General features: G+C 59.9%; 19 protein-coding genes and 2 pseudogenes. 16 read left to right on the top strand and 5 right to left on the bottom strand.

Annotated elements, in window-relative coordinates; translation table 11 throughout:
* Positions 1-172 precede the first annotated feature (172 nt).
* Positions 173-1,681 (top strand): aldehyde dehydrogenase, encoded by a 1,509-nt coding sequence (locus ACX3OZ_RS09385; protein ID WP_459104367.1) that lies wholly within the window; start codon positions 173-175, stop codon positions 1,679-1,681.
* A gap of 71 nt (positions 1,682-1,752) precedes the next feature.
* On the opposite strand, the gene ACX3OZ_RS09390 is transcribed toward ACX3OZ_RS09385, so the two are convergent.
* Entirely contained in the window at positions 1,753-2,910 is a 1,158-nt protein-coding gene (locus tag ACX3OZ_RS09390; RefSeq protein ID WP_459104368.1) for an acyl-CoA dehydrogenase family protein, read from the bottom strand.
* Positions 2,911-3,548: 638 nt separating this feature from the next.
* On the opposite strand from ACX3OZ_RS09390, the gene ACX3OZ_RS09395 reads away from it, so the two are divergent.
* The 6 genes from ACX3OZ_RS09395 (at position 3,549) to ACX3OZ_RS09420 (ending at position 9,659) form a co-directional block, all read left to right on the top strand.
* Positions 3,549-5,222, top strand: coding sequence for a flavin-containing monooxygenase (locus ACX3OZ_RS09395; protein ID WP_459104369.1), 1,674 nt, complete (start codon positions 3,549-3,551; stop codon positions 5,220-5,222).
* 43 nt (positions 5,223-5,265) lie between these two features.
* Positions 5,266-5,997: an SDR family NAD(P)-dependent oxidoreductase gene (locus ACX3OZ_RS09400; protein ID WP_459104370.1), complete on the top strand. Its 732-nt coding sequence runs from the start codon at positions 5,266-5,268 to the stop codon at positions 5,995-5,997.
* 397 nt (positions 5,998-6,394) lie between these two features.
* Positions 6,395-6,814, top strand: coding sequence for a hypothetical protein (locus ACX3OZ_RS09405; RefSeq protein WP_459104371.1), 420 nt, complete (start codon positions 6,395-6,397; stop codon positions 6,812-6,814).
* Complete coding sequence (locus ACX3OZ_RS09410) at positions 6,811-7,263, top strand: tripartite tricarboxylate transporter TctB family protein (protein WP_459104372.1); 453 nt, start codon at positions 6,811-6,813, stop codon at positions 7,261-7,263. The genes ACX3OZ_RS09405 and ACX3OZ_RS09410 overlap by 4 nt, the downstream gene beginning before the upstream one ends.
* A 10-nt stretch (positions 7,264-7,273) precedes the next feature.
* Positions 7,274-8,773, top strand: coding sequence for a tripartite tricarboxylate transporter permease (locus tag ACX3OZ_RS09415; RefSeq protein WP_459104373.1), 1,500 nt, complete (start codon positions 7,274-7,276; stop codon positions 8,771-8,773).
* 130 nt (positions 8,774-8,903) lie between these two features.
* Positions 8,904-9,659 carry an SDR family NAD(P)-dependent oxidoreductase gene (locus ACX3OZ_RS09420; protein WP_459104374.1) on the top strand — a complete coding sequence of 252 codons (756 nt, stop codon included), beginning with the start codon at positions 8,904-8,906 and terminating at the stop codon, positions 9,657-9,659.
* 204 nt (positions 9,660-9,863) lie between these two features.
* Here ACX3OZ_RS09420 and ACX3OZ_RS09425 read toward each other — a convergent pair whose 3' ends face one another.
* The gene (locus tag ACX3OZ_RS09425; protein ID WP_459104375.1) at positions 9,864-10,835 is read right to left on the bottom strand and encodes a Bug family tripartite tricarboxylate transporter substrate binding protein; all 972 of its coding nucleotides are present in this window, start codon (positions 10,833-10,835) and stop codon (positions 9,864-9,866) included.
* 616 nt (positions 10,836-11,451) lie between these two features.
* Here ACX3OZ_RS09425 and ACX3OZ_RS09430 point away from each other — a divergent pair.
* From ACX3OZ_RS09430 to ACX3OZ_RS09445, 4 genes are read left to right on the top strand one after another with little or no spacing between them, the layout of a single operon-like run.
* The gene (locus ACX3OZ_RS09430; protein ID WP_459104376.1) at positions 11,452-12,675 is read left to right on the top strand and encodes an acyl-CoA dehydrogenase family protein; all 1,224 of its coding nucleotides are present in this window, start codon (positions 11,452-11,454) and stop codon (positions 12,673-12,675) included.
* A gap of 5 nt (positions 12,676-12,680) precedes the next feature.
* Positions 12,681-13,865 (top strand): acyl-CoA dehydrogenase family protein, encoded by a 1,185-nt coding sequence (locus ACX3OZ_RS09435; protein WP_459104377.1) that lies wholly within the window; start codon positions 12,681-12,683, stop codon positions 13,863-13,865.
* Positions 13,865-14,803 (top strand): alpha/beta fold hydrolase, encoded by a 939-nt coding sequence (locus ACX3OZ_RS09440; protein ID WP_459104378.1) that lies wholly within the window; start codon positions 13,865-13,867, stop codon positions 14,801-14,803. The genes ACX3OZ_RS09435 and ACX3OZ_RS09440 overlap by 1 nt, the downstream gene beginning before the upstream one ends.
* The gene (locus ACX3OZ_RS09445) at positions 14,800-16,971 is read left to right on the top strand and encodes a CaiB/BaiF CoA transferase family protein (RefSeq protein ID WP_459104379.1); all 2,172 of its coding nucleotides are present in this window, start codon (positions 14,800-14,802) and stop codon (positions 16,969-16,971) included. The genes ACX3OZ_RS09440 and ACX3OZ_RS09445 overlap by 4 nt, the downstream gene beginning before the upstream one ends.
* A gap of 23 nt (positions 16,972-16,994) precedes the next feature.
* On the opposite strand, the pseudogene ACX3OZ_RS09450 reads toward ACX3OZ_RS09445, so the two are convergent.
* Together ACX3OZ_RS09450 and ACX3OZ_RS09455 are read right to left on the bottom strand one after the other, a co-directional pair.
* Positions 16,995-17,111 (bottom strand): annotated as a pseudogene (locus ACX3OZ_RS09450) (IS481 family transposase); the annotation flags it as partial.
* 87 nt (positions 17,112-17,198) lie between these two features.
* Entirely contained in the window at positions 17,199-17,552 is a 354-nt protein-coding gene (locus ACX3OZ_RS09455) for a hypothetical protein (protein WP_459104380.1), read from the bottom strand.
* Between the two features lie 384 nt (positions 17,553-17,936).
* Between ACX3OZ_RS09455 and ACX3OZ_RS09460 the strand changes: the two genes are divergently transcribed.
* From ACX3OZ_RS09460 to ACX3OZ_RS09470, 3 genes are all read left to right on the top strand, one after another.
* Complete coding sequence (locus ACX3OZ_RS09460; RefSeq protein ID WP_459104381.1) at positions 17,937-19,541, top strand: DUF6538 domain-containing protein; 1,605 nt, start codon at positions 17,937-17,939, stop codon at positions 19,539-19,541.
* A 696-nt stretch (positions 19,542-20,237) separates the two neighbouring features.
* A complete protein-coding gene (locus ACX3OZ_RS09465; RefSeq protein ID WP_459104382.1) occupies positions 20,238-20,603 on the top strand; it encodes a hypothetical protein in 366 nt (121 codons plus the stop codon).
* Positions 20,600-20,968: a hypothetical protein gene (locus tag ACX3OZ_RS09470; protein ID WP_459104383.1), complete on the top strand. Its 369-nt coding sequence runs from the start codon at positions 20,600-20,602 to the stop codon at positions 20,966-20,968. Before ACX3OZ_RS09465 ends, ACX3OZ_RS09470 begins: the two co-directional genes overlap by 4 nt.
* Before the next feature lie 67 nt (positions 20,969-21,035).
* Here ACX3OZ_RS09470 and ACX3OZ_RS09475 read toward each other — a convergent pair whose 3' ends face one another.
* Positions 21,036-21,170, bottom strand: a complete 135-nt coding sequence (locus tag ACX3OZ_RS09475; RefSeq protein ID WP_459104405.1) for a hypothetical protein — start codon at positions 21,168-21,170, stop codon at positions 21,036-21,038.
* Between ACX3OZ_RS09475 and ACX3OZ_RS09480 the strand changes: the two are divergent.
* Positions 21,117-21,338, top strand: a pseudogene (locus ACX3OZ_RS09480) (relaxase/mobilization nuclease domain-containing protein); the annotation flags it as partial. The gene ACX3OZ_RS09475 and the pseudogene ACX3OZ_RS09480 sit on opposite strands and share 54 nt — an antisense overlap.
* A gap of 523 nt (positions 21,339-21,861) precedes the next feature.
* Positions 21,862-22,089: a hypothetical protein gene (locus ACX3OZ_RS09485; protein WP_459104406.1), complete on the top strand. Its 228-nt coding sequence runs from the start codon at positions 21,862-21,864 to the stop codon at positions 22,087-22,089.
* Positions 22,090-22,150: the final 61 nt, after the last annotated feature.

The following is a 22,150-nucleotide window of genomic DNA, read 5'->3' on the forward strand; positions in this document are numbered from 1 at the left end:
TGACATTGCTGTTGAACGCCGGGCTGGCTGGCATCGATATTGCGTGGGCTGATTGCAGCGTAGGTCTGTTGGAGTTGTTGGCACGCTGCCCGGTCATACGTCCGTGGAATCACTGGCCCTTCGGTTTCCGTAGTCCAACTGGTTGTATACAAATCAAAACAGGAGAGGTCTCATGATCGTCGACAATCTGGTCAAGCACAGCGACAAAATTTTCATTGGTGGCGAATGGGTTTCATCCTCCGGCGATACGAAAATAACAGTTACGAATTCGGCGACGGAAGAACGGTTCATGACTGTTCCGGAAGCCACGGAAGCGGATGTCGATCGGGCTGTCGCGGCTGCCCGCGAGGCGTTCGATAAGGGCCCCTGGCCCAGGATGACGCCTCAGGAGCGCGCGGGCTATATCGAGGCACTGGCGGACGCGCTGACCAGGCTTGCGGATCAGAACGCCGTGATCTGGACAGCGGAGACGGGCACGCTTCACAAGATTGCCAAGCCCTCTTCCGTGGGGCTCGGCGATCAATACCGCTTCTACGCCCAGTTGTCGCGAACCTATCCGTTCGTTGAGGAGCACCCGTCCCGGAGCGGCGGCAAGCACGCCCTGATTATCCGCGAACCCGTTGGGGTCGTGGGAGCGATCGTTCCATGGAATTCTCCAATGAGCTCGCTGGCCAAGAAGGTCGGCGCGGCGCTGGCGGCCGGCTGCACCGTTGTTGTCAAGGCCTCTCCGGAAGCCCCTGGTTCCGCCTATCTGCTGGCAGAAGCCTGCGAAGCCGCGAACATGCCGCCCGGAGTCGTCAACGTACTGACTGCGGACCGGGCCGTTTCGGAGCGCCTGGTGCGCCATCCTGGCGTCGACAAGATCGCCTTTACGGGCTCGACTGCCGCCGGCCGGCGAATTGGTGCAATTTGCGGCGAGCGCGTGGCGCGGTGCACACTTGAACTCGGCGGGAAGTCGCCGGCCGTGGTTCTGGACGATTTCAGCATCGAGGACGCGGCCAAGCGCCTGGCGGCGCGAGCGACTTTCCTGACCGGGCAGGCCTGCGCCGCCCTGACCCGCGTGATCGTCACCCGGAAGCGTCATGATGAACTTCTTGAAGCGTTGAACGCCAGTTTCCAGACGGTCAGGGTTGGCAATCCATTTGACGCAGACATCGACATGGGTCCTCTTGCCACGAGCCGCCAGCGCGAGCGCGTCGAGGGCTACATTGCCAAGGGTCAGGCCGAGGGCGCAAAACTTGTCACCGGTGGCGGCCGTCCGTCCCATCTCAGCCGCGGTTTCTTCGTAGAGCCGACCCTGTTTGGCGATGTCGACAATCAGTCGACCATAGCGCAGGAAGAAATCTTCGGCCCGGTCTTGACTGTCATTGCCGCCGACAACGAAGAGCAGGCCATCGAATTCGCTAACGACACGGTGTACGGGCTGAATGCATCCATCTTCACCGAGGATGCAGACCGCGCCTTTGCCGTGGCGCGCCAGCTCCGCTCCGGAACCGTAGGCCACAATGAGTGGCGGCCCGAGTTCAATCTGGCTTTTGGCGGCTTCAAGCAATCCGGCATCGGCCGCGAGGGCGGAGTGGAAGGGTTCAAGAACTATCTCGAAACCAAGGTCGTCGTGATGGATGAAATTCCGGCAGCCGCCAGGGCGCTCATGGGAGAGAAGGCGTTGCAGAACGGCTGAAAGCCCAAGCCAAATTGGAGCCGGCCCGGTAGAGTGGAGAGCCTGCTCCCACTACCGGTCGGCTCCAGGCGTCAGCGGAGGGCAGAGATGCCGGTGAGCTCGCGCCCCTCGATCAGGGTCATGATCTGATTGGTTCCGTCCGGTATGGGAAGCATGCGGACGTCGCGGTAATATTCTTCGAGGCCCAGTTCTACGCTGATCCCCATCGCACCATGCACTTCCATGCATTTTGATATCGCGGATGTGCACGCGGCAATCGCATATCTTTTTGCCATGGCGGACAGTTGCGTCTTTTCCGGCAGATCCTTATCAATGGCGTCCAGCGCATTATAGCAGATCAGGCGGCTGGTGGTGATGGATGTCGCCGCGTCAGCGAGAAGTTCCTGAATCAGCTGGAACCCGGCGATCTTGCGGCCGAACATTTCGCGGATTCCGGAATATTCGCGCGCGGCGTCGAGTGCCCTCTGTGCCATGCCGACTGCGACCAGCCCAAGCGAGGGGCGCTGGGACAGCCATGTATGCTGGAGGATTTTTGATGCGGTCCCCTCGTCGCCGATTACATTGTCTTTGGAAACGCTGCACGCATCAAATATTGCCTCACCGGTATGGCACTGCTTGAGCCCCATGGTCGGAATCTTGTTGGTGTAGAACGGCGAGCGGTCGCGTTCGATCACCAACCAGAGCAGGCTGTTACGGCCCCGTTCGTCGGCGCCAACCGAAGCGGTCGTCATCATGACATCGCAGGCGAATGCGCCGCTTACCCACATCTTGTGGCCGGATACAATCCAGGAATCGCCAGCTTCGACGGCCCGTGTCTGGGCGGCGCGTGGGTCCGATCCCGCATAAGGTTCGGTCGTGCCGGCGGCTCCCAGCAGGTCTCCGTTTAACAAAGGTGCAACAAAACGATCGCGCTGGTCCTGGTTGCCGGCCAGACAGATGCGAAGCGCCGGCGTTTCCTGGCCACCGAGCGAAAAATAGACTGAAGCCGGCATCATCTCATGCACAAGGCCCGTCTCCAGCGCCGTCATGCCTTGCCCGCCGTAGTCCTGGGGTATCCGCATCGAGGTTGCGCCCTGGCGGGCCGCCACCTTGATAACGGCACGCCGTTCCTCCTTGGGGAGAGGCTTATAGGGGTCGTTGCGCCTCAGGATAGGCAAAATGTCCCGATCCACCATTTCCCTGGCCGAGTCCTGCAGCATCCGCTGCTCATCTGTCAGAGTGAAATCCATTCCGATCTTCCCGAATTATCAATCCCGTGCTTCAGACCGCAAGAACCGCGCCAGAGCGGCAACGCAGGACGACAGCGCAAAGCCACGCGCCTCGGCGGGCGTTGCCGGCGACGACATATGCACTTGCCGCGGACAGTCCTCTCAAAAGGAGAACATGTTCGACGGCGCTTCCGCACTGTCGTTGTCGAGAACATGAGGCCTCAGGGCTTGCCTCTCGCCGAGCGAAAATCCGCGCTCGGCCGGCTACGGCGTCACCGGCTTTGGCGCCTTACCAGGCAATATCGGGCATGACGAGCGCGTGCTGTCGTTCGCCGTTCCGGCTGTGCGCTCAAGAGCGGCTGGTCCACCGGCGATGGCCATTTTGGCGATAGCGAGGACGGTGTCAGGCTTGGCATCTTTTGGCATTCCGATTGCTAGCATTCCATTGCCGGGGAAGGTTGGTCGATTGTGCCGCACCGTCCTCATCAGAACAATTCGCCGGGAAAAGAAGTGCTCTGGCCTTGTATGGAAGAATTTGGGGCCAGGGCAGTTTTAGAAAAAATTACATGCCGGAAAGCGAAATGTGGGTGTCATTGTTTGTGCTGCTTCATTTTTGTACCGCGAAAATATTGGCGAATGGTCAGAACTAGGGAAACAATATGAATAAGTATTCTTATGATATTTCTCCTCGCGCCGATATACTTGACGTCGCGATTGTCGGTGCGGGTTTCGGTGGTCTTTATGCCCTGCACAAGCTGCGTTCAGATGGCTTGAAGGTACGGGTGGTGGAGGCTGGGCCGGACATTGGCGGAACCTGGTACTGGAACTGTTATCCGGGCGCCCGGTGCGACGTGGAAAGTGTCCAGTATTGCTACTCCTTTGACACTGAGCTGCAGCGTGGATGGCGATGGAGCGAGCGCTTTGCAGCCCAACCCGAAATTTTGAGCTACATCCACTATGTTGCCGACAGGCTGGATCTTCGTCGCGACATTACGCTGAATGCGCGCGTGGAAAGCCTGCGTTTCGACAAGGCAAAGGGTCTGTGGACAGTGGTTTATGGCGATGGTCAAACGCTGGCCGCGCGGTTTGTCATTCTTGCGACAGGATGTCTGTCATCATCTAATTTGCCCGCAATCGAAGGCATGGATCAGTTTGAAGGACAGATTCTTCATACGCCAAACTGGCCCAAGGAGAAGGTCGACTTTGCCGGAAAAACCGTAGGCGTCATCGGTACGGGCTCGACCGGCATCCAGATAGCGCCGGCTGTGGCTCAGCAGGCGCAGCAACTCTATGTTTTCCAGCGGACGCCTTCCTATAGCGTTCCGGCCAGGAACGCAGCGTTGACCGAGGAAATCCACGCCTATTGGGACGAGAATTTCACTCGATTGAAGCGAATTGCGCGAACCGAGTCGCCCGCAGGCGTCGTCACGGAATTGGCCAAGATGCCCGCATCGGAGGCGTCCGACGCGCAGAAGGAGGCGGAGTATCAAAAGCGCTGGGACCATGGTGGACATGGGCTCAACCAGGCCTTCAGCGATCTGAACGTAAACCTGGAATCGAACAGCACCGCGGCCAATTTCGTTCGCCGTAAGATCTGTGAAACCGTGAAGGATCCGGAGGTGGCAAAGAAGCTGCTGCCCAGCTATCCGATTTTTACCAAGCGTATCTGCCTCGACACCAATTATTTCGAGATGTTCAACCGCGACAACACCGCCCTGGTTCAGTTGCCTGCGTCGGGCATCGATCGCCTCACCCCGGATGGTGTGATGGTCGACGGGGTGGTTACCAAAGTCGACACTATTATTTTTGCGACGGGGTTCGATGCAATTACCGGCGCGATAAACCGGATTCACATCGAAAACGAAGAAGGCGACACTTTAAAGGAAAAATGGCGGGATGGACCGAAGAGCTATTTTGGCCTGATGAGTGCGGGTTTCCCAAATCTGTTCACGATCACGGGGCCGGGCAGCCCATCGGTGATGAGCAATGTCGTCGTTTCGATCGAGGAACATGTCGACTGGATTTCCGCATGCCTCGCCCATATGCGGGACAATGACTACACCCTGATCGATGTGGACCAGTCGGCCGAGGACGATTGGGTGGCCCATGTCAACGAGGTTGCGGCCGGGACGTTATTTCACATGGCCGCGTCATGGTATCTGGGCGCCAATATTCCAGGAAAGCCAAGGATATTCATGCCTTATGCCGGCGGTGTGGGCAATTATCATCGCAAACTGAACGAAATGGTGGCGCAGGGCTATGCCGGGTTCAGCTTTTCGCACGAAGCGGCGTCTCAGCCAGGGCGGCACGCCACCCTGTCGACCCGGGCCTAACTCCGTCGGCCATAGATCAATATCCTAGATGACAGGGACTGCCATGACACGATTCGACGGCAAGGTTATCCTTATTAGCGGAGCGGCAAGAGGCCAGGGGGCCGCCGAGGCGCGCCTCCTGGTGGCCCAAGGGGCCAAGGTGGTCATCGGTGACATTCTCATCGAGGAGGGCGAGACTCTGGCAAGAGAGCTCGGTGCCGCCGCAAGATTTGTCAGGCATGATGTTGTCAAGGAAGAGGACTGGTCCGGGGCCGTGAGGGCTGCTGAAGAATTCGGCGGGCTTCATGGTCTGGTCAACAATGCCGGTATTTTCCAACCGGCGAGTATGATGGAAACGGACGAGGCGTTGTGGAGCCGTCACATTCAAATCAACCAGTATGGTTGCTTTCTGGGCATGAAGGTCGCGGCCCCGGCCATGGCGCGGTCCGGCGGGGGCTCGATCGTGAATGTTTCGTCCAATGCAGGGCTTCAGGGGACACCGGCCGCCTTTGCCTATGGGGCGACCAAATGGGCGTTGCGCGGAATGACCAAATCCGCGGCCAAGGAGCTGGCGTCCAAAAATATCCGGGTCAACTCCATTCATCCCGGGATTATCGATACCGAAATGTTGAGCTTCCATTCGCCCGAGAAGACCCGTGATCTGCTCGCGTCAATTCCTTTGGGGCGGATGGGTACAGCCGAAGAGGTCGCCCAGCTGGCGCTATTTTTGCTCTCCGATGAGAGCACCTATATTTCCGGTGCTGAAATCGCGATCGATGGAGCGCGGACCGGCTAGCGCTCTGGACCACGCTGCTGCCGGTGCAGCCTGAAGCTACGCAGATGCCGATCGCGGCCCGCCCGCGGGTTGCCACCAGCGTATCTGTCCCTGCCGGGGCACAAGACGTTGAAAAGGCGGGCTATTCGCAACGCCACTTCTCTCAGGCCGACGCGCACACCTTACAGCATGTCTGCCGAAAGTGGGAACCGGTTTCGGGATAAAGACATGCGTAACAACAAAGAGCTAAAGCGCATGGAGCCGATCTCTAGAGATCGCGACGCGCCTTAGCTCGGAGAAATCCTGGTGCTCCCATCATGGCACAGGGATTGCTGCGTACAGGGCGGATGTGGGTGACGTTTCGCGCAACCTGTAAAGCCTGGCGCCGACTGACATGTTGAGCGGACAAGAGGTATCTATGCCCAGCTACCTGACGAAGCTGCCTTCAGACCGGCAATGTGAGTTGCTGGAGAAGATGCCTGCCAATCAGCCTTTCGAAGAATTTGCGGCTGACGATATCCGCGGTGGCGATGTCTTGGGGGTCACGCAAGACGAAGACCGCTACGACGTCGCCTGGGCCGCCAGTTTGCAAAGCCGCCACCAAGCTCCCATGCGGCGCGATCGGCCTGTCAAAATACGATTTTGCGGGGAAGCGAGCTTGGAGGATTCGGTTTCAGCAGCGCCTCCTCCCTTATGCCGTTCATCTGGCACTCGGGCAGGGATCACACATTTTACATTCAGGGGTAGTAAAAAGTTTCCTATCAGTGGAATTTGGAGCGGAAAGAATAATTTTTGTAAAGAGGTTCCAAATTTAGTTGGCGAAGGGATGGAGAAATGACAACGCGGTTACAAAATATAGGAGCTGGAATACTATTCATATTGGCTGGATTGTATTTTAGTCTGGAGAGTTGGCATTCCCTGGATATAGGTACAGCATCCTTTATGGGGCCGGGATATTTTCCTATTTGGCTTGGCGGTATTCTGACCGCGCTGGGGCTCATAAGACTAGTAACCGGTTTGCGAGGGCCATGGGTTTCGCTGGGAGATTTTCCCGTCCGTGGCATCGTCCTGATTGGAATTGCTCCCATAATTTTCGGCATGACGCTGGAAGGCCTGGGGTTCATCGGCTCGCTCTTTTTGGCAACGTTCATTGCCGCCTTATCAAGCACCAAAGTCGGCATCGGCCTGGCCACCCTGACAGCGGCCGGCGTCACGCTGCTCTGCATTGTGGTCTTTCACTTTGGAATTAGGCTCTCCATTCCCTTGATTGGGCACTGGATAATATAAGGAGGGGTGAATGGATTTATTTGGCAATATACTGATAGGGCTGGAAACGGCACTACAGGTTCATAATCTGCTGTACTGTTTTGTCGGTGTGTTTCTGGGTACGCTGATTGGTGTCCTGCCTGGACTTGGACCAACTGCAACAATCGCCATGTTGCTGCCGCTTACCTTTTCGCTTTCGCCCGCCTCGGCCCTTATTATGCTGGCAGGCATATACTATGGCGCGCAATATGGCGGCTCCACTACAGCTATTTTGATCAATCTGCCGGGAGAGACGTCGGCAGCGGTAACCGCGATCGAAGGTTACAAGATGGCCAGGGCCGGACGCGCGGGCCCGGCATTGGCGATTGCCGCCATTGGATCGTTCGTTGCCGGCACCATTGCAACGATCGTCATCGCCTTGTTCGCGCCCCCTCTCACCCAGCTTGCCTTGAATTTTGGCGAGGCCGAGTTTTTTTCGCTCATAGTGTTCGGTCTCATCTGTTCCATGGCGCTGGCACACGGCCCCATTCTCAATGCGCTGGCAATGACGGTGCTGGGCTTGCTTTTTGGCCTGGTCGGTACGGACCTTTATACCGGTGCTCAGCGGTTCACCCTGGGCTCTCATGAATTATTTGACGGCATCGATGTCGTTGCCATTGCCGTAGGGCTCTTTGGCATCGTTGAAATCCTGAGAAATCTCGAGAATGAAAAGACCCGCGATCCTTCCACTGTCGTTGGGAAGTTGATGCTGTCCAAGGAAGACATACGTCGGTCCGTTGGTCCTATCCTGCGCGGCACGGCGCTCGGCACGGTGCTCGGGGTGCTTCCGGGTGGCGGCGGGGTTCTGGCTGCCTTCGCTTCCTACGCCACCGAGAAGAAGCTTTCCAAGCATCCCGAGGAGTTCGGCCACGGAGCCATCGAGGGTGTGGCGGGGCCTGAAGCGGCAAACAATGCGGGTGCGCAGACCTCGTTCATTCCAATGCTGACCCTGGGTATTCCCTCGAATGTGGTGATGGCGCTCATGATAGGCGCGCTCATGCTGCAAGGGATTATGCCCGGACCACAAGTGGCGACGGAGCGACCGGATCTGTTCTGGGGACTTATCGCATCCATGTGGGTAGGTAACCTGATGCTCGTGCTGTTGAATTTGCCGCTCATCGGGATTTGGGTAAAGTTGCTGTCCGTTCCCTACTATATCATGTTCCCGGCCATTATAGCCTTCTCGGCGGTTGGGATTTATACGGTGAATTTCAATGCATTCGATCTGTATACTCTGACGGCGTTCGGTCTTCTGGGATATTTTCTGGTAAGACTGGGCTGCGAGCCGGTTCCCTTTCTTATGGGCTTTGTGCTCGGACCGATGCTTGAGGAACACCTACGGCGGGCAATGATCCTGTCCAGAGGCGATGCCACGACATTCTTCACAAGTCCGATCAGCGCTGGGTTCCTGCTTTTGTCGGCAGCAATGCTGTTAATCGTGGCGATGCCGTCGATCAGCAAAAGACGCAATCAGGTCTTCGTCGAAGATTGAGAGCAAGCTTTCCCTCTACGTGTCGTCTTCGTCCCTGATTGGTGACGGAGGCGACACGTACATTAGGCGGTGGTGACGGCAGGGGCACGCCCGCAAATTTTTGCATGTGCCGTGAACTAGGGGTGGATGAATGAAGGGCCAAGGGATGAGATTTTCGGGGAAAGTTGCATTGATCAGCGGGGGAGCAAGCGGGATCGGGGCCGCAACAGCACGATTGCTGGCCGCTGAAGGCGCGCAGGTGCTGATTGGAGATATCGACGAGGCTGCGGCGCGGACTCTGGCTTCTGAAGCAACTGGAATGCATCATACCGTACTGGATGTAACCAGCTATCCTTCCTGGGAAGGGGCGGTGGCCCTGGCCGTTACGCGTTTTGGGCGGCTGGATATCCTGGTCAACAGCGCCGGCATTTTGATAAAAGGTTCCCTCCGAGAGACGTCTCCAGAGGCGTTCGAGGCCCAATACAAGGTTAATCAATTGGGCGTCTTTTTTGGCATGAAGGCTGCAGCGGCAGCGATGCCGGCGACGGGAGGCGGTTCTATCGTAAACCTTTCATCGGCAGCCGGGCTGACCGGAAAGCCAAATGCACTCGCCTATACAGCGACGAAATGGGCGGTTCGCGGAATGACGAAGTCGGCGGCGGTTGCACTCGGGGGCGAGAAAATCAGGGTGAACTCCGTCCATCCCGGATTCATTGATACGCCGATGACCCGCAACGAATATGGCGATGAAGGAGTGGCGACGCGCGGAGAATCGGCCCCGCTTGGACGGCGGGGGAGCGCCCTCGAGGTTGCAGAAGTTATCGCCTTTCTCGCCTCTGACGCAGCGTCCTTCGTGTCGGGCGCGGAATACACTGTCGACGGTGCGGACACAGCGGGGCGTCTATGAGGTCAGGGATTGTGGAACTATGGAACCTTGTCCCGGTTCCCGCCAACGCTTCGCGACAGTAATTTGTCGGCGAAGAACTAAATCGCGTCGCGATCTTCAGATTCGCTCCATGCGCCTTAGCTCTTTGTTTTTCGCATGCTTTAAAAATGTATCTCGATCATGGATGTAAGAGTGGTGCGCAAGAGAGCGCACCACTCTTGAGTTTTAGTTTTCCAGGTTGATCTTGTAGTCGGCGATCGCCTGTCTCCAGCCTGCCTCTTCCGCTTTGATCTGCTCGGCGACCTGAGCGCCGTCAATTGGGGCGACAATGATCCCGATTTCCTTCAGGCGTGTCACAACTTCTGGATCCTGGGCCGTCGCAGCGAGAGCATCATGCAGCTTTTGCACAATCGGCTCCGGTGTGCCGGCAGGTGCCAGATATGCATACCAAGTGGCCATGGTCAGGTCGTAACCAAGTTCGGTCATGGTCGGCACGTCAGGTAGTTCCGACAAGCGGCTTTCACCGGTAACCGCCAGAATCCGCACGCTTCCCGCCGCCACCAGCTGCGCAACGTCGATATAGGTCACGGCGACATAATCGACTTCGTTGCTCATCAAGGCCTGAACGGCCCCGGCAAAGCCGCTATAAGGGACATGGACGGCGTCCATTGCGAGGATGCCGGCCAGACGGGCCGATCCCAAATGGCTAACTGATCCGCGCGAGCCCGAGCCATAGATGATGCCATTGCTTTCGGCCCGTGCCTTGAGATCATCGAGACTATTGATATCCGATGACGCATTGACCGCAAAAACGTAGGGCACCGTGCCCACCCCGTAGATCGGAATGAAATCATTCGTCAAATCGTAGGGAACGGTCTGCACGGCCGGTAGAACGGCAAGGCCTGCCGAGATCTGCAGGAAGGTGTAGCCGTCGGGCTCCGCCTGGGCGGCTGCCTGCACACCGATAGCGCCTCCTGCTCCCGTCTGGTTCTCTACGACGATCTGCTGGCCGAGCGCGGCACTTGTCTTTTCGGCCATCAGACGCGCTACGATGTCACCGACACCGCCGGCGGCATAAGGCCAAACCATTTTGACCGCCCGTGTCGGGTAGTCGGACTGCGCTGAAGCCGGAACCGCGATCCCGACACCTGCAACCGCCAGGGCGATGGCATAACCAATGACTCTACGACGTATCATTTCTGTTCCTCCAATTTCCCCGTTCGACCGGGACTGCGGTTGTTGGTTTGAGGTTGCGTCATTATGAAGATGTTCCTCACCCACGATTGGCCAAATTTTCGACAGTTCCGGCGCCCCGGCGGTTCAAGCCCATTGCGCTTCATTCCATTCGAATACATTCTTCACAACGCGGCCTTCTTGTGGCTGCCCCAGCCTTCGGCAAAACTCGCTAGCGCAGATACAGTACCTCCCTAGCAAACCCCGTACCATCTCCCTTCAGAGACTCGCGGGAATGAGGCCCCGGCACTGGATTGGAACCATCGTCCACAAGCCGGCCGCGCACTGTCCCTGGCATGCCCATGGTGTCCTTCACGACGCCATACTGTTTGCTGCAGGGCGGGACGCCGGAAATGAACGACGTGTCCGGCCTTTCTGAACTGGCCGTCAATTTGAGAGGTTCAAAGATTTGTCCTGAGCGGCAGGCGGCCAACGGGGAGCATGCCGTATTCCGCCTGTAAACCGGAAGATGGCATGCAGATTGCTGTAAGCCGGAAGATGGCATGCAGATTGCTGCGGCCTATCTATATGCGGCAAGCCGGCGTCGTGGACGACGGACCAGAGATGTCAAGGGATTAGAATGGATTTTGCGTTCACCCAAGAGGACGACGATCTTCGTCAGGAAGTCCAGACCTTTCTCAGGGAGTATCTGACCGACGATGTGGTGAGGGAGCTCGGCGGCATTCGTAAGGAAGGGGAAGTTGGCCCTTTGGCGCAGGCCTTCCTCGACAAAATCTATGAGCATGGATATTCCGCGATCACTTGGCCGAGGGAATATGGCGGCCAGGCTCGCAGCGAGATCGCCCAGTTCGTCATTGAAGAGGAATTCTATCGCGCCGCGGACTTGCGGGTCGGCGGCGGTGGGTCCGGGGGCGCTGCAATTCTGGCATCGGGCTCGGAAGGGCAAAAGCAGTATTTCCTGCCAAAGCTGGCAAAGCGCGAGATCGTCTTTGCCCAGGGCTATAGCGAGCCGCAATGCGGCACCGATCTGGCAGGCATCAAGTGTCGCGCCACCCGGCAGGGCGACAAATATGTCGTGAACGGGCAGAAAATTTATACGACGCATGCCCACTATGCCACCCATATCTACCTGATGGTGCGGACCGATCCGACGTCTCAGCGCCACCAGGGGCTTTCGATTCTGCTGATCCCCATGGACACGCCCGGCATCACCGTGCGCCCGCTCTGGACCATCCAGAACGAGCCCGAGGCGCCCCCGCTGACCACCTATGCCGAAGCGCGCACCAACGAGGTCTTCTTCGAGAATGTCGAAGTGCCGGTCTCGGCCTTGCTGGGGGAAGAGGGCGATGGCTGGGCGGTTGCCGGGCGTGGTCTCAATCTCGACCGGGTCGGCGCCTGGCGCTACCTGATTTCGGTGATGCGGGACGAGGATATCGTCAACTGGCTCAATACCACCCCCGCGGGACTGTCCCGGCGGTCGGACCCGGTCGTGCGGGACAAGGTTGCCGATCTGTGGATCGAGGCGCAGGTCTGTCGTCTGATGACCATGCGCAGCATGTCGATTGCCCAGAGCGGGGGGGCTTTCACCTATGAAGGCTCGGCGGAAAAGGTCTTTGCGCCCGAACACGGTGTGCGTTCGACCGAGGCGATCAGCCAGATCCTGGGCCCCTATGCCCAGCTCCTGAGCAGCTCATTTGCCGCCACCGAACATGGCCGGTTCGCGCACAACCTGCTCGGTGCGTTCCAGTCAACTGTCAATCACGGCAGCGTTCACGTCATGCGCGATCAAATCGCGCGCAAGGGATTCGGCATGCCTCGGCCGGCCCGCGCTCAGGAGAAATAACCAGAATGGATGTTTTGCTCGACGATGAGGAACTCCTCGTGCGTGACCAGGCGCGGAATTTCCTTTCCGATGCGTGTCCGACCTCTATTGTGCGCGCATGCGAGGAGCAGGGGCAGCATTCCGCCCAGTTGTGGAAAAACATTACCGATCTGGGTTGGCTGGAAACCTGCCTGCCCGAAGAGGCCGGCGGGCTGGGGCTGCCGATCCGCTATCTCACGCTGATCTTCGAGGAGGCTGGCCGGCATCTTCTGCCGGTGCCGCTAGTCAGCGTGATGGTGTCCAGCCTGATCCTGGCCAAACATGGTTCGACCGGGTTTGCCGCTCATCTCGATCAGATCAGGGGCGGCAATCTGCTGGTTTCCTTTGCCGTTCAGGAAATGGATGGGGCCTGGTCACAGGATTCGATCCGTCTTGAAGGACAGGTCGAGGGCGATGCCATCGTGCTGAACGGCACGAAGATGTTCGTTGACAATTTCGTAGGTTCGCAGCGCTGCCTGACCGCGTTTCGGGTTAGGGGGCAGCCTGGGCTCAGCCTCGCACTGGTCGATGTGTCGGCGCAGGGCCTATCGCAGATCGCGCTCGTTCCGACTGCCAAGGATTTGCAGTCGCAGGTGCGGTTCGACAATGTCAGAGTGCCGATGAGCGATGTGGTCGGCCAGATTGGCGGCGCCGATGCCGCCATCGCGGAACTGATGGATCTGGCGACGCTGTTCTGCACGGCCCAGCTCGTCGGCGCGGCCCGAAAGGCCACCGAACTTGCCATCGACTATGCCAAGGAACGCGTGGCCTTCGGCCAGCCGATCGGCGCGTTCCAGGCCATCCAGCATTTGTGCGCCGACATGATCAACGGTATCGACGGCGCCGAATTGCTCTGTCGAGAAGCCAGCTGGAGACTGGGTGAAGGGCTGGATGCCAGCGTCCAGATTTCCCAGGCCAAGGCATTCGCCAATGAACGGTGCCTCATGGCGGCCAGGTCGGCCCAGCAGATTCATGGCGGCATCGGCTTCATCATGGAGTTCGATCTGCAGCTCTGGTATCGCCGTATAGCATCGTGGAGCCTGCGCTATGGTACCAGCGCCGAGCATCGTCGCCGCGTTGCCGATCACTTGCTTGAACGCAGCGACAAAATCAGGCTGGACGGTTATGCGCGGGTTGAATTGCCCATGGGTGGGCAGCAGGCGCTCCATTGATGCCCATGACGCCAACCGTCGAGCCTGACCCGAACGACACGGGCAAACCGGCGACGATTGCGGAGCTGGAAAGTCTGTCGCAGACCTTCGAAACCCAATCCGGTTCCTGCCGGGTCCGCTGGCATGCATGGGGCAGCGGACCGGTCCTGCTGCTGCTGCATGGGGGCGCGGGCTCGTGGACGCATTGGTTGCGCAATATCGCCCCTCTGGCGCTGCGCTATCGCGTTCTTGTTCCCGACCTGCCTGGCATGGGCGACTCTGACCTGCCCGAGGCGCCATCCGGCGCCCGCAGCATTGGCGCGATATTGGCGGAAGGGCTCGAGACCATGCTCCACGGGCCGGCACGCTACGATATCGTGGGCTTCTCCTTCGGTGGCCTGATCGGCACCCATCTGGCCGCAAGCACTCCGGCGAGGGTTCGCTCGCTCACCCTGGCAGGCACCGTTGGCTGGGCAGGCCTGGGCTTCAACAGGATCGATCTCGTTCGCGTCCGCACTTTGCCGGCGGGCGAACAGGCGCAGGCCCACCGGGCCAATATCGGCAGGCTGATGATCGCCGATCCCAGCCGGGTCGACGATACTGCGCTGTGGATACATCAAAGCAATGCCAGGCGCCTGCGGCTGGATAGTCGAGGCTTTTACGAACAGGGCAAGCTGGCTGAAACCTTCGGCTCGCTCTCCATGATGGTGAATGGCATCTGGGGCGCGAGCGACGCCACGGTGCGGCCGCGCGTGAGCGAGCTCGGGCAATTGCTCACGCGGCTACGCCCGGCAATGGCGTTCCGGCAGATCAAGGGGGGTGGCCATTGGGTTCAGTACGAAAAGCCGGAAGCGTTCAATGCGCTGCTAATTGAGTTGCTTCAACGCACGCCGAACGGGTTGCAACAAACCGGTACTCGAGCGCCCGGAATATCGATGAACGAAGGAAGAAACCCATGACTGGCAGCTTTTCGGACAAGGCCCTCGAGAACATCGTGGTTGCCCAGATCGGCAGCCGGGACGGCGTCATGGTTTGCGGGTCGCTGCTGGCGCAACTGGGCGCGGAAGTAGTGATGATCGAGGACGCCAGCCGGTCCTCCGCCATGGACGCGCAACTTCGTGCCGTGCACAGCGCTGGGAAACTCAGCCTCGCAATCGATCGGCGTTCGGATGCGGACCGTGACCTTTTGGGCAAGCTGCTTGCGCGCTGCGACGTGGTGCTGACATCGAGCGATGTCGACCCCGCCGAGTTCCGCCCCGCCGCAGATGCTGGCACACAGATCGTCTGTGACATAACGGCCTTCGGCTCCACCGGACCCCGTGCCGGCGAGGCGCTCAGCGAGGCGCAGGTGCAGGCCTTCGCGGGGCTTATGGATACGACCGGCAATCCCGATGGCCCGCCCACCGCCATCGGCGTCCCGATCGTGGGCTATATCACCGGAACCTATGCGGCCTCAGCGGTGCTGGCCGCCCTGCGCGTGCGCGAGCAACAGGGCGTGTCCCAGCATGTCGAAGTGGCCATGTTCGACTGCGCCTTCCTGACGCTCAATGCCTATCTCTCGGGCGTATTGACCGGGCATGCAGAGGATCGCACCCGCATGGGCAATCGTCATCCCACGGTGGCGCCCTGGAATCTTTATCCGACTGCCGATGGCCATGTGATCATCACCACGGGCAATCTGGGGCAGTGGGAGCGGCTGTGCCAGCGCATAGATCGACCAGACCTGTTTGCCCGCTTCGAGACGCAGGCCCAGCGGCTTGCCGGGGTGACGGAGATCGATGACAGCGTCGCCGACTGGACGCGTCAGCGCACGACGCAGGAATGCGTCGAGGCCATGCTCAAGGCCAATATTCCGTCCGGCCCGATTGCCCCGATCATCGACTATCCCCGAGAGGCCAATATCGATGCCCGGGGCATGGTCCTGAGCCTGAAGGACCCGGCCTCGGGCGGCACGCTTTACCTCCCTGCGTCGCCGCTCGGCCTCACCGGTTCGCCTCCGCAACAGCCCGCAGTCATTCCGCTGCCCGACGAACATCGCCGCCAGATCGAGCAGCTGATCGAGGCCCCTCGCGCCATCAGGCCTGCGCCTGGGCATCAGGCAGACAGGCAGCCTCTCGCGGGGCTCCGGGTGGTGGAAATCGGTCAATATACCACCGCCCCGCTGACGGCACGGCATCTTGCCCATCTGGGCGCCGAGGTGATCAAAATCGAGCAGCCCGGCGGCGATGCGCAGCGCGGATGGATGCCCCATGTGGGGGGGCGTTCGGCCACGTTCCGGCTCAACAATGCCGACAAGCGCAGCATGGTCCTCGATCTGCGCTCGGCCGATGGGCAGGACATGCTGCGCCGCCTGCTGGCCACCGCCGATGTTCTGGTCGAAAATACCAAGCCGGGCACGCTGAGTAAATTCGGCTTCTCACCCACGCAGATCACAAGCGAAAATCCCAGGCTGATCTATTGCGGCATCAGCGGATTCGGGGCGCGGTCGCCCTATGCCAGCCGGCCCGGCTTCGACATGGTCGTGCAAGGCATGTCCGGTTTCATGGCCGCCGTCCGGCCGGAAAGCGAACCATTGAAATCGGGAATATCGACGGCCGACATGATGGGCGCGGAGATGGGGCTGGTCTCCATCCTGGCAGCCACCCTCTACCGCGACCGGACCGGCAGGGGACAATATGTAGATCTGTCGATGCAGGACGTCTCGTGCTGGCTCACCGCCCCGGTGTGGAACCGCGATCTCAAGTCCGTCCCCCGGCCCGCCGTCATCGCCACGCGTGACGGCTATGTGGTGGGCGATTGCCCCGAGCCGGCGCTCTGGCAGAAGCTGGCGGCCCTCGGTTACGATGCCGAGGCGGTCAAGGCGCTCTCACAGGTCGAGGCGATCGCGCTGTTCGCCCAGGCGGGCATAGCCGCCTCCGAGGTGAACACCATCCATGCCGCCGCCACTAGCGAGCAGGCCATGGCGCGGCGCGTTTGGTTCTTGGTTAAGGAAGACGGGCTTGACTGGCCGCTGCTGGGCAGCCCGCTCGGCCTGCATCTCACGCCTCCCACGGTCAGGACGCTCGCACCCGATGCAGATCAGGATGGTGAGGCAATCCGGGCGGAACTGGAACTGATCGCGGGCTGAACCCTGCGTCGCCTACAAATGCCTTAGATGTTTGGTCCCGGCATTTGCCGGAACGGGTTGAGAGTGAAGCGTTCTGGCTGTGAGGTCCACGTCTTGCAGATGAATTCGTATGGTGTGAGGCCTTTGAGGGGCCGTGGCCGCTCATTGTCGAGACGCGCCCGCTGAGGTTTGACGGAGCGGTCTTGGCGGCCATGGCAGGTGACACACGACTGGCGCGACGAAGAGGATCAGAAGGCCGTCACGAGGTGCTCGGTCGGATGCGCACTGTGGAAGTTAGCCTTCGCCACGACGAGGTGCCGCACGGCCGCTTTCTGCGGCTCGACCTCGACGATGGTGTGCTGGTGACAATCGTGCTCGATCAGGGCTTCGGCGCGCGGGCGCCAAAGCGGGAGCTGACAGTTAGGCATGACTTTGCGGCCGTCCCAGCCGAGCAGGCCAGGCGGCTGGCAACACCGAACATCTTGCTCGAAAGGCGAGGCGTGGGAGCACCCTACCTCGTGATCAGCACACCAGTAGTCGCGTATGACGCACTCCCGGTAGGTCGGGGTCCTTGTCATTTCGGCCATCGGCTTCCAGCGCAATGTGCCGCTCCGTCTAGCGGATCGGCGGCTTTCGGGAACTCGGAAGTGATGGTCGAACGGCCGGAACGAGGGCGCTAAACTGCCATTCAGTTGGCCGTAGAAACTGAAATTACCCAATGAGTACAGTGTACATCTATCGCAGCGGGCGCGCCCAGCGAAATTCGAACTCGATCTGCGACTATCGCTCGCGAAGCGGTCTTGAATTCAAGTTGTGCATAATACACATTCAGATTTGAGCCTATTTCGGCGAAACTCAAGGTTTATGGGAACTCCCGGAGAGTCCCTTTCTCTCCGCCATAAGCTTCCAAGATGCCCGGGATCCGGGAAAGTCAGGCCGATCAAGGACTTGTAAAGCCCCCGCTGGTACAAACGGGTGGTACAAACATGGTTCTTTCGATGTCGCGTCCTTGGAAACACCCCGCTACAGGGGTCTACTACTACCGTCGCGGAATACCCGATAACCTCAAGGAGGTGATTGGTCGGCAAGAGGAAAAGCGGAGCCTTTTTACAAAGGACCCTGCCGTCGCTAAGGCTGCTCACGCGACCATCGCCGCCGAAATTGAGGAGAAGTGGCGGAACCTGCGTAAGGGCGTCCAAAGTATAAGCAACCGCCAAGCCCATTCGATCGCAGGTGAATTCTATCGGACCTTGGTTGAAGTTTGGGCTGAGGATCCGCGCGCCGACCATCGCGAGACCTCAGAGACCAATGCACTCTTGGCCAGAGAGGGCATGGCGGCATTCACTGTTCTGCGACCGTATGAAGAACAGAAGGCCGTGGCGACGGCCATGTCTGCGAACGACCAGGACATTCACGCATTTCTGACAACCCGCGGTCTTTTAGTAGATCGCAGCAGCTTTGAGCGTATCCGAAAAGCCGTGGGCCTGGGCCTGGCGCAAGGACATAGCACCCTGGCACGCCATGCCGAAGGTGACTATCGGCCAGACCCCGATGCGGAGCGGTTCCCGCCGCGGGCCGCGATCGAGCCGTCTCCACCACCGGTACCGGCGCTCACATCAAAAGACCTCTTCGACAAATACCAGTCCGAGGCCAAGACGGCTGCGAGCACAGAGAAAAAGTGGCGCGGTCTCTTCGCTGCCCTCGTAAAATTTGTCGGGCATGACGACATGCGCCGCATCACCGAAGACGATGTTTTGCGTTGGAAGAACGCTTTGCTGGCGGGCGGTGCCGCAAACCGGCATGTGAAGTTTAGCCATCTCGCGGCACTCAACGCCGTGTTCAACTTCGCTGTTGCGAATAAGCTCCTGGTCGCCAATCCTTCCTCCAGCGTCACAGTCAAAGCTGCCAAAACTGTCAAAACTCGGCAGAAGGGATTTACCGAGGGTGAGGCTCTAAAAATCCTTCGCGCGACCTTGTCGGCTGTTCCTCCGCGTACCACTACCGAGTTCGCTGCTGCCAGGCGTTGGGTGCCTTGGATTTGTGCTTACAGCGGTGCCAGGGTCAACGAAATATCGCAGCTTCGGGCGTCTGACATCTGCCAGGTTGAAAGCGGCGGCGAGAAGATTTGGATCATTCGAATTTCGCCTGAAGCCGGCTCTGTTAAGAACGGCGAATTTCGTGATGTCGTCATCCACCCGCATCTGATCGAGCAGGGATTCCTAATATACGTCGCCACCCGCAAAGGGCGTAACTTGTTCTACGAACCAAGTCGCCACCGAGGAGGTAAGGCCGGGAATCCTCAGTACAAAAAGGTGGGTGAACGCCTTGCAAAATGGGTGCGCGAGATTGGCGTTGATGACCCGGCTGTTCAGCCCAACCACGGCTGGAGGCACAGATTTAACAGTGTTTGTCGTGGCCTAATCGACCCCGAAATCCGGGACCTCATCACCGGCCACGTCCCGCGCACGGTTGGAGAGGGCTATGGCGATCTATGGCACCATGTCCAAGCCCGCGAGGTCGCGCGTCTGCCGTGGTATAAGGTCGAACCAACGCCTCAAAACGATAAAATCGCATCGAAATCGAAGGATTGACGAGAATCATGGGATTTCCGACACTTCATAGTGTCGCCGCTGCCTCTGAATTCTGGGCAAGGTAGTGGCTGGTAGCACGCGATGGCGATGTCCGTCGGAAAGCTGCATTGTCGCCGACCCTCAGCGGTCGGCTGTCCGCCTACAATATGGCGGGTCAACCCTTGGAGAGCGGTTCGTCTAGCAGAAACACCGCAGCCGCCCTCGATGGGGCGGGTTCTCTGATCTGCCAAGCCCCAGCTCACGTGAGCTGGGGCTTTTGTTTTTCCGAGTGGCCGGAGGCAGTTGGGCTGCGTTAGGCGGCCGGGCTGGGTCAAGTGGGTTGGTGCGGCCACAGCCCGAAGGGCGAGGCTCGGCCCGCTTGATGCTGCCGGCCACCGACCGACCCTGTCGCCTGCCCTCTGCCGCCATCGGGCGGAGGGCATGCCAAGCCGGCGAGGCTGCCTCACGACTTTGTGAACATTGACCCTCGACCCTGTCCCCGCCGGGGTCGGACCCCTTGGCGCAGTGTCAACATTGGTCGAACAGAAAAGAATCGTTGTTCGCCATATTGACATAATGACACGCGCACCCGATCCTTTTTCAGAGATCGTGGAGCTAGCTAGCCAGGCATGGTGCGGTACCCGCCCCACCTGGTCAGGAGGAGGGCAAGCCCTCCTCCGTGAACCTCCACCCTTTCGCCGCCGGAGGCGGTCGAGCATGAGCAACAGTGAAAGTCGGCAGCGGCCAATGCAGATCAAATCGCGGTTCACATCCGCCGAACTGACAGCGATTGACGCGTTGCGCGGTCAGCACTCACGCGCAGGGTGGCTCCGCAACGCCGCGCTCATAGCGCTCAATCGTCCCGTCGAGCGTCCTGGTCGGCCCGGTATCCCCACCGAAGACATTGCCGCCGTCGCCAGCCTGGCCGGCAACGTTGGCCGAGTTGCTGGCGCGACGGTCCAGCTCGCAAAGGCTCTTCGCGAGAGCGGCCACGTCGGTTTTCACGCTTTGACCGAAGGCGTCCTTGCTGACCTTCGCCGCCAAGCCGACGCGCTGACCACTATCATCGAGAGGCTAAAATGACCGACGATGACGAGCTGATAGCCGATTTCTTGAAATCCCTGGGACCGGTGGATGAGAGCAAGAGGCCGCCTGGCTGGCCGACGCGTCATCGGGTCGGCCTCATTTTTCCGCCGGTCCGCAGACCTGGCGAGCCAGCGGTGGCGACCATCAGCGCTTCTATACACCTGTCGAATCTCCAGGCCCTTTTTGTGCGCCGGGCGGCGCTGGCGGCAGGGATCGATCCTGCCGCCTGGTGCCAGCGTCACCTGCTGGCCGCCGCAGGATGTCCGCCGCCTCGCGTCGGGGTCGCCCCCGAGATTCTGGAGCGCGTCTATACAAATCATGCGGATCTTGACGCTCTGCTGTCAGCGGTCAGAAAGCAATGAGGGCCGGGCAATGCTTTCTGGAGCGACGCGCGGCAGAGGCGGACCAGCTTTGGCCAGGCACCTGCTTTCACAAAAAGCAGGCCAGAGCGTCCGGCTTGTCGAGCCTCGCCATCTTGCCGCCGAAGATCTCGCCGGTCAGCTTCGCGGCTTGGTTGCCGGAGCTGCGCACGGTCGCACCGATCGACCGCTCTATCATGTCCATGTCGACCCGCTACCCGGCTGGGATCACCCGGACACAATTCGCGTCTTTTTGCGCCATTTCGAGCGCGAGTTTGGCCTTGAAGACCAGCCCCGTTGCGGCGTCCTGCACACGAAAAACGGGCGGAGCCACGCGCATCTCGCTTACTCTCTTGTGCGACCGGATGGTCGGACCATCGACTTGCGCAACGATTACCGTCGTCGCGAAAAGTGTTCGATCCTTGCAGCAGCCGAGCTTGGCCTGCCACCGCCGCCGATTCCACGACCGCGCGCCGTGGCTCGCGCGCTCGCGCGCGAAGGCCGGAGCCATGCTGTCGCATGGATGCGCGTACACTACGACGTGGGCGATGCAGTCCGCATCGCGGACATGTCACCTACTCGTCGGTACATCGAGTCCCGCACCGAAATCTCCGCCGCCGATATGCGCGCCGCGCTGGCTGCCGCCTGGCCGCCAGCATCGAAATACGAATTCCAATCCGCCGTCCGAAGGGCGGGGCTTGTATTGGCCGCCGGCGACAAAGGCCCTGTCGTTGTCGATCAGGCCGGTGCCGTGCACTCGCTGGCCCGCGAGCTTCGAGCCGCGTGCTGGTCCGTTGGCTCCGACCCGCCGCGCGCCGCTGCCGTCCGCGCTGCGCTAGACGGGCTTCGCCTGCCACCCATCACGCATATCCGCAGACTCCAAGAGGTCGTCAAAAATGACCGAGCAAATCGAGCAGAAAAAGCACCCGTTCATGACCGAGTTGGAGACCACGCACCAGGACGTGCGCCTGCTCCATCCACTGCTGGACCTCCTGGACGAGCAGGAGGTCGGCGAGGACCCGGTCATGCTGATCGCGGACCTGCTGGCCAAAATCGAAGCCAGGTTGGCAGCGATCGAGGCGGCGCTTTCGCTGCCGTCCTCGACAGAGTCCGTCTCGCTTTAGCCCATGCAACCGCCGTCCAGCGGACCCGGATGCGGATCGCGGCGGCAAGGATTACAAGGAC

Source organism: Devosia sp. A369 (assembly GCF_054489345.1).

Bases quoted from the DNA above. Each gene is read 5' to 3' on its own strand.
- ACX3OZ_RS09385 (WP_459104367.1), top strand. From the start codon at position 173: ATGATCGTCGACAATCTGGTCAAGCACAGCGACAAAATTTTCATTGGT.
- ACX3OZ_RS09390 (WP_459104368.1), bottom strand. From the start codon at position 2,910: ATGGATTTCACTCTGACAGATGAGCAGCGGATGCTGCAGGACTCGGCC.
- ACX3OZ_RS09395 (WP_459104369.1), top strand. From the start codon at position 3,549: ATGAATAAGTATTCTTATGATATTTCTCCTCGCGCCGATATACTTGAC.
- ACX3OZ_RS09400 (WP_459104370.1), top strand. From the start codon at position 5,266: ATGACACGATTCGACGGCAAGGTTATCCTTATTAGCGGAGCGGCAAGA.
- ACX3OZ_RS09405 (WP_459104371.1), top strand. From the start codon at position 6,395: ATGCCCAGCTACCTGACGAAGCTGCCTTCAGACCGGCAATGTGAGTTG.
- ACX3OZ_RS09410 (WP_459104372.1), top strand. From the start codon at position 6,811: ATGACAACGCGGTTACAAAATATAGGAGCTGGAATACTATTCATATTG.
- ACX3OZ_RS09415 (WP_459104373.1), top strand. From the start codon at position 7,274: ATGGATTTATTTGGCAATATACTGATAGGGCTGGAAACGGCACTACAG.
- ACX3OZ_RS09420 (WP_459104374.1), top strand. From the start codon at position 8,904: ATGAAGGGCCAAGGGATGAGATTTTCGGGGAAAGTTGCATTGATCAGC.
- ACX3OZ_RS09425 (WP_459104375.1), bottom strand. From the start codon at position 10,835: ATGATACGTCGTAGAGTCATTGGTTATGCCATCGCCCTGGCGGTTGCA.
- ACX3OZ_RS09430 (WP_459104376.1), top strand. From the start codon at position 11,452: ATGGATTTTGCGTTCACCCAAGAGGACGACGATCTTCGTCAGGAAGTC.
- ACX3OZ_RS09435 (WP_459104377.1), top strand. From the start codon at position 12,681: ATGGATGTTTTGCTCGACGATGAGGAACTCCTCGTGCGTGACCAGGCG.
- ACX3OZ_RS09440 (WP_459104378.1), top strand. From the start codon at position 13,865: ATGCCCATGACGCCAACCGTCGAGCCTGACCCGAACGACACGGGCAAA.
- ACX3OZ_RS09445 (WP_459104379.1), top strand. From the start codon at position 14,800: ATGACTGGCAGCTTTTCGGACAAGGCCCTCGAGAACATCGTGGTTGCC.
- ACX3OZ_RS09460 (WP_459104381.1), top strand. From the start codon at position 17,937: ATGGTTCTTTCGATGTCGCGTCCTTGGAAACACCCCGCTACAGGGGTC.
- ACX3OZ_RS09465 (WP_459104382.1), top strand. From the start codon at position 20,238: ATGAGCAACAGTGAAAGTCGGCAGCGGCCAATGCAGATCAAATCGCGG.
- ACX3OZ_RS09470 (WP_459104383.1), top strand. From the start codon at position 20,600: ATGACCGACGATGACGAGCTGATAGCCGATTTCTTGAAATCCCTGGGA.
- ACX3OZ_RS09475 (WP_459104405.1), bottom strand. From the start codon at position 21,170: ATGGACATGATAGAGCGGTCGATCGGTGCGACCGTGCGCAGCTCCGGC.
- ACX3OZ_RS09485 (WP_459104406.1), top strand. From the start codon at position 21,862: ATGACCGAGCAAATCGAGCAGAAAAAGCACCCGTTCATGACCGAGTTG.